We start from the raw sequence: 6,805 nt of genomic DNA on the forward strand, positions 1-6,805 counted from the left end.
TAGGCAATTCAGTGGGGCGTGCCGGGCTTTTGGGGTGCACCTCGCGGCTATCTTGAGTGAAATTCCACCCATTCCCCACCAATTCACGAGAATTGCTTGCCAATCTCTAGGCAAGAGGTTGCCAAGCAACGAACACGGAATTGACACCGAGGAGCCCGCCATGAACCGCATCGCCCGGATCGCCACCGCCGCCGCCGCCATCGCCGCCGCCGCCTTCTCCACCGCCGGCGCCTTCAGTGCCGCGGACGGGATCGGCTGGCCGGCGGCGCCCGGGACGGTCACCGTCGCGGACTCCATCGGCTGGCCCACCACCCCCACCGCCACCCCGGCCGGCAACATCGGCTGGCCCACCACCCCCACCGCCATTCCCGCCGGTGACATCGGCTGGCCGACCGCCCCCAAGGTCGTCCCCGCCGGTGACATCGGCTGGCCCACCGCCCCCACCGCCGTCCCGGCCGGCGACATCGGCTGGCCCACCGCCCCCACCGCCATTCCCGCCGGCGACATCGGCTGGCCCACCGCCCCCACCGCCATTCCCGCCGGCGACATCGGCTGGCCCACCGCCCCCGAGGTCGTCTCCGTCTGATCGCGTCCGGGCCCGGTGCCCGCTTCGTGACGCCCCCGCCGGCCGCCGTGCCGCAGCGGGGGCTTCGGCGTTCCCGGGGGTGTTCTCACCGGCCGGCGGGGCTCCGCCCCACACCGGGTGCGGGCGGTGTTTGGCAACGTGCCGTCTGCGTGCGGGCGCCGGCGCGACGGCGCCACCAGCGACTCAACTGCCGCTCGACCGGGGCGAGACACTCCCTCAGGCCGCCGTTGCCAACATGAAGGCAATGTTTTGCCAAGCCGGAAGGCGCTGTCGAAAAAGGGAGCGGGTGCCGATGTCCATCTCCGGGCTCAGGTACGAGAGCGAGGGCGCCGACGCGCGCCGGGGGACACTCCCGCCATCGGCCGCTGCCTTGGGGGCGGGCGCCGGGGAGAGCCGCACCAGCAGCTACGACGGCCTGCCGATCCCGCCGGAGCAGCTGCGGGAGTGGCGCGAGGCCACCGTGGAGCGGATCCGGGAGCTGCCGCGCCGCCGGGTCCTTGAGATCGGTGCGGGCGCCGGGCATCTGATGGAGCGTGTGGCCCGCGACGAGGAGGTCCACGAGTACTGGGCCACCGACCTCCGTCCCGCGGCCGTCGCCGCGCTCACCGCGCGGGTCGGGGCCGATGCGGTCCTTGCGGACAAGGTCCGGCTGCAGTGCCGCAGTGCCCAGGACACCGGCGGGCTGCCGGCCGGCCACTTCGACACGATCGTCCTGAACTCGGTGGTCCAGCGCTTTGCGAGCCTTGCCCGCCTGCGCAGCCTCATCGAGGGGCTGCTGCCGCTGCTCGCCCCGGGCGGTTCGCTGTTCCTGGGTGACCTGCGCAGCCTGGATCTGGCGCGCTGCTTTCACACCGGTGTCGCGCTGGCCCGGCCGGGTGCCGCCCGCGGCGAGCGGGAGGCGCTGCTGCGCGCCATCGACGAGCAGGTCGCCCAGGAGAGCGAACTGCTGCTTTCCCCCGCCCTGTTCGGCGTGCTGGCCCGGGATCTGCCGGCCGTGCGGGCGGTCGACGTACGGGCCAAGCGGGGTGTGCACCACAACGAGCTGACCCGCTACCGCTACGAGGCGGTGCTCTCCACCGCCGAGCCGGTCGCCGACCTGGCCGGCGCGCCCGCGCTGCGCTGGGGCCAGGACGTCACCGATGCCGCCTCTGCCGTCCGGCGGCTGGCGGGGCGGCCGGCCGTGCTGCGGCTGGCCGGGGTGCCCAACCGCCGGGTGCACGACGAGTACGCGGCCATGCGCTCACTCTTCGATCCCCGGGAGGGCATCGACCTGGCACCGCAGGAGGTGCTCGCGCCCGACCCGGAGGTGCTGTGCGGGGCGGTGGAGCGGCTGGGCTACCGGGCGCTGCTCACCTGGGGCCGGGAGCCGGACCTGCTCGATCTCCTCGTCCTTGATCCCGGGCAGGTGCCCGCGGGCGCGCTGAGCGGTGTGTGCACGCTCTGGGCCGGCGAGGCCGGCGACTGCGCCAACACCCCGGTGGCCGCCCGCGCCGCGCAGGTGGAGGCCGTCCTGTGCGGCCCCCTCGGGGAGCCGGCGGACCGCTTGGCCGCGTCCGCACGGTGAAGGCCGCCCGGCCGGATGCTGACGGGCCCGGCAGGAAGCTGACGGCCCGGCAGGAAGCTGACGGCCGGGCAGGAAGCTGACGGCCGGGCAGGGTGCTGACGGCTGGGCGGGGTGCCGGGGCGGTGCCCGGCCGGCCGGGGGCGTGTGGGGCCGGTTCCCAGCGGCAGGGTGGTGGGCGTGGTGCGTATGGGTGGTGGGCGTGGTGCGTATGGGTGGTGGGTGTGATGGGCGTGGGTGGGTGTTGGGGGCCGGGCGGGGGTCGCTCACGCCCCGGATGGGGCGGGGCCCCGTGCGGTCTCGAGCTGGGCCAGGGATTCGGCGAGCAGGCGCCAGATCTCCGCGGCGAGGTCGATGTTGGCGTCGGCCTGGGCCTGTTCGGCCAGCGCCCGCAGTCCCTTCACGCCGCTGTCGTCACCGGAGCGGATGCGCAGCTGGTGGCGCAGGATGTCCAGCCGTACCCGGTCGCGGTAGGTCATGCGGGGTTCGACCTGGGCGAGTTCGCCGAGCAGGTGGCGGGCGTCGTCGTAGCGGGCGGTGAGGAAGGCGAGGTCGGCTTTGAGGGCGGTCAGTTCCTGGTGCAGGGCGGGTGTGGAGACGAAGGCGAGGGCGCGTTCGGCGGCGATGACGCACTGTTCGGCGGCGTCGGGGTCCGGCGGCAGTTTCTGCAGGTGCAGGCGGCCGGCGGCGAGCCGCAGCCGCAGCCACAGCACGAGGTCCTCGGCGCTGTCGAACTTCTCCAGCGCCTCCTGCAGGTAGGCCTGCGCGGCGGCGTGGTCGCCCTGGCGCAGGCGCACCGCCGCGGCGGTCCACATCGCTTCCGCCCACAGTGCGCTGGACCAGCCCGCGACCAGTTCGACCAGTTCGTCGGCGTGGGAGCGGGCGTCGGGCATCCGGCCGGCCTCGGCCTCCACCGAGACCAGGGCCAGCAGTACCGCGGCGCGGTCGTGTGTCTCCAGGTCGTCCTCGCGGGCGAGGTGGTGGGCCGTCATCGCGGCGTCGAGGGCGGCGGTGATCTCTCCCAGTGAGCGCAGGCAGCGGGCGTAGCGGGTCAGTCCGCGTACGCGCAGTGCGACCAGGTTGACGGCGTCGCCGAGGCGGACCAGTTCCTCCAGGTCCTCTCGCTCGCCGGGGTGGTCGCCCTGCAGGCGGCGGCGGCGGGCCAGTTGCCACAGCGCCTGCCAGCGCAGTACCGGCACCTCGTGTCCCTCGGCGGCCAGGGCCTCGCGCAGGGTGTCCATCGCCGCGTCGGACTGGGTGGAGGCGACCAGTGTCAGTGCGTGGGCGAGTGAACCGCCGGCGGGTTCCTCGAAGTCCGCGCGCTGCAGGCCGAGTTGTTCGGCGAGGTAGGCCACCGCCCGTTCGGTGGGCTGGCGTGCGCCGGACTCCAGCCGGGAGAGGTAGCCCGTGGACATGCCCTCACCGGTCAGCGCGGTCTGGGACAGCCCGCGGGCCTGTCGCAGTTTGCGAAGACGGCGGCCGAAGGCGGGCTGACGCAGCATATGACCATTCCCTGGGACGCACGGGTGGGGGCGGGTGCGGGGCGCACGGGGCGGGTCACCGCCGGTGGCCACCGAAGCCGCCCCGAGCGTAGGGGGCCGGGCAACGGGCGGGCAATGTTTTGCCATGGGTTGTGCCCTGGACCTCGTGCGATCCTGGCCGGGCTCTCAGGCGTTGTTCAAGCGGTTCTCGAACGGTTCTTGAACGGATCCGGGAAGCATTTCGAGCACCAGTGGTGGTGCCCCGGCACCAGCCGTCCTCGATCACGGGAACTGTTCTCGTTCACATCCACGGGAGTCGTTCATGAAGCACTCGGTTTCTGGCCGCCCCGGTGAGGTGGAGGGCGGCGGCGGCTGGGCGGGAGCGGTGCACGTCACGGCGTCGGACGAGGACATCGGCTGGCCCAGGAGATGATCCCGCCCCCGCGCACGACCAGGGGACGCCGCGGGACGCCGCGGGACGGCGCGGGACGGCGCGGGACGGCGTGGGACGCCGCGGCGCCTGTGCTTGTGCCTGTGCGGGGTGCTTGTGGGGGCGGGGTGGTGTTTTTCAGTGGCGGCCGGCCGACGCGCTCGCCCGCTGCAGGGCGCCGGCCAGTGTGCGGGCCCCGTCGGGGTCCTCGCCGGCGCCGCCGACCACGACCAGCGGCGGGCGCACTCCGGGCCTGGTGAGGTGGCGGGCCAGTTCGCAGGCCAGGGCGCCGGTGCCGGAGTAGCCGCCCAGGACCAGCCGGCCGTGTGAGCGGGCCAGGGTGCCAAGGGCCGCGGCCTGGTCGCTGTGCCGGCCGGCGGTGAGGCTGAGTGCGGTCAGTGCCTCCGGCCCGCGGTAGTGGCGCACCACCTCCCAGTGCCCGGTGCGCGGTGCGCCCGGTACGTCGAGCAGGCACACGGTGGCCGCCGCGGGTGCCAGCGCACCGCGCAGTGCCACCAGGGGTGCCGCGTTCCGGGCGCCGGGGCCGTCCGGGACGGGGGGTGTGGCCGCGCCGGGCAGCAGGGCCAGCACGTCGGCGACGGTGGTGGCCGCACTCGCGGTGGCGGGCAGCAGGCTCAGCAGGTGGGCGGTGTGTGCCAGCAGGGTGCGGGCGGCGCCGCCGTCCAGGAGGTCACGGTCGTAGGCGCAGGTGAGGGTGAGCGCGCGGCGGGCGTCGTGTCCGGCGCGCAGCCGCAGGGCGTATCCGGCCGGCGCCCCGGCGGCTTCCTGCTCCTCCAGGCGTATCCCGTGTGCGGCCAGGTCGCTGCCGTGGAAGGTGTCGGGCCGCGGGCCGCAGTCGAAGGCGAGCAGGCCGCCGGCCCGCCGCCCGGGGCCGCTGCCGGGGGCCGGGCCCGCGGCGGCGGCCCATTCGTAGGCGGCCATGTCCATGGCCACGTCCCGCAGTTCACGCAGCAGCGCGGGCAGGCCCCGTGCCGCGTCGAGGGTGACGGTCAGGGGCAGGGCGTTCTCGAACGGGCCCGGCAGGCCCTCGATGCCCTGAAGGAGCAGTCCCCGTCCGGGAAAGTCCAGGCCGAAGCCGACGGTCGCGGGCCCGGGTGCGGCGCCGCGGGCCCGGTAGGAGAGCATCGCCCACACCGCCTGGAGCACGCTGCTCTCCGCGACCCCCCACTGCGCGGCCCAGTGGGCCAGCCGTGCGCTGCGGTTGGGGGACAGGGCCGTGCGCAGCACGCCGGTGCCCCCGCTGCCGGCGGCGGTGCGGGCGGGCTCGGGTGCGGCGGGCACGGCCGGCGGGCGGGCCGCGCCGCGCCACCAGGCGCCCGGGCCCGGGGTGCGGGTGCCGAGCCAGCGGGCGAAGTCGCCCAGGCCCGGGCGGCGTTCACCGCCGGGCAGCACACCGCCGGCGAGGTAGGCGCGGCAGCATTCGCGCATCAGCAGCCGCACACTCCAGCTGTCCAGCAGGGCACGGTGATAGGTGAGCAGTACGTCGGTGAAGGGCGCCGCGGCGTCGGCGGGGCTGCTGTCCAGCAGCGCCACGCGCACCGGCGCGGGGCGGCGCAGGTCGAAGGAGCGGGCACGCTCGCGGGCCAGCAGCGCAGCACGCCGGACCGCCGTGCCGTGGGGGTGGCGGGCGACGTGGGTGATGGCGCGGTCGAAGACGACGGCGCGCGGGCGCGGGTCCCACACGAAAGCGGTGCGCAGTACGCTCTCACGCGCGCCGACGGCCTGCCAGGCCGCCTCGAAGCGTGCGGTGTCCAGCGGGCCGTGCCAGCGCCACAGGATCTGCTCGACCTGGTGCTCGGGCCAGGTGAGGGCGTCGGTCAGACGCTGCTGCTGCAGAGGGGTGAGAGGTTCGGTGCGCGGCAGTGTCCCGCAGGGCAGGCCGGCCGCTCCCGCCCCCGCCCCCGCCCCCGCCCCGGTGCCGGTGCCGGTGCCGGTGCCGGTGCCGGTGCCGGTGCCGGGCAGAGCGGTGGCGGCGGGCTCGGGCGCGGCGGTGAGCAGGTCGGCGAGCAGGCCCGCAAAGCCGGGCGCGGGCGTCTGGTCGCCGCCGGACAGTTCCACGCTGTGCAGGCCGGGGCCGTGCCGCAGCAGCCGCAGCCCGGTGTGGCGGGCAGCGGGACGGATCTCCGCGATGCGGTGCAGGGCCCGGTGGACACAGGCGGTGTCCAGTGGGCCGTGCAGTTCCAGGACGCCGTGGGCACCCCGTTCGGGGTCGATCACCGCGCATACGCCGGTAGGCCGGCCGTCGTTCATCGCCTCCCCCTCCTCAACTCAACCCCGTACGCAACCCGAACCCCTTGCCCCCGCAGCTCAGCAGACCGTCACCCCCGTCACCCCCGCGGCCGGCGGCAACCGGCACCCCCGGAACGGTGGAGAGCGTTGCCACCCGGCCGTGAGGACCGTCGCCCTCCGGCCGGCGGCAACCGGCACCCTTGGGAACCGGTGAGGAGGGGTCGCCTCCCGGCCGGGTGGCAACCCTCGCCACCGGGCCGGGGAGGACCGTCGCCCCCCGGCCGGTGGGATACAGCACCCCGCACTGCCGAGCCACGCGCACAGCACCGCCGGCCCGCCCCCGCCGGCCGACCCGAGCCCGGCCCAACCGGGACCGGCACAACAAGGACCGGCGGTACGGAACCGGCCCAACCGGGACCGGCCCAACCGGGACCGGCAGGTACGGGACCGGCACAACCGGGACCGGCGGTACGGAACCGGCCCAACCGGGACCGGCC

At 75.4% G+C, this 6,805-nt stretch carries 4 protein-coding genes; 2 read left to right on the forward strand and 2 right to left on the reverse strand.

Annotated elements, in window-relative coordinates:
* Positions 1-160: 160 nt before the first annotated feature.
* Both AC069T_RS26370 and AC069T_RS26375 read left to right on the forward strand, forming a co-directional pair.
* Complete coding sequence (locus tag AC069T_RS26370; RefSeq protein WP_478785093.1) at positions 161-586, forward strand: hypothetical protein; 426 nt, start codon at positions 161-163, stop codon at positions 584-586.
* Between the two features lie 292 nt (positions 587-878).
* A complete protein-coding gene (locus AC069T_RS26375) occupies positions 879-2,150 on the forward strand; it encodes a class I SAM-dependent methyltransferase (protein ID WP_478785094.1) in 1,272 nt (423 codons plus the stop codon).
* Between the two features lie 263 nt (positions 2,151-2,413).
* Here AC069T_RS26375 and AC069T_RS26380 read toward each other — a convergent pair whose 3' ends face one another.
* Entirely contained in the window at positions 2,414-3,649 is a 1,236-nt protein-coding gene (locus AC069T_RS26380; protein ID WP_478785095.1) for a helix-turn-helix domain-containing protein, read from the reverse strand.
* 547 nt (positions 3,650-4,196) lie between these two features.
* On the reverse strand, positions 4,197-6,329 hold the full coding sequence (locus AC069T_RS26385) for a condensation domain-containing protein (RefSeq protein WP_478785096.1): 2,133 nt from the start codon (positions 6,327-6,329) through the stop codon (positions 4,197-4,199).
* Positions 6,330-6,805 lie beyond the last annotated feature (476 nt).

Source organism: Streptomyces sp. NPDC043867, from assembly GCF_056435845.1.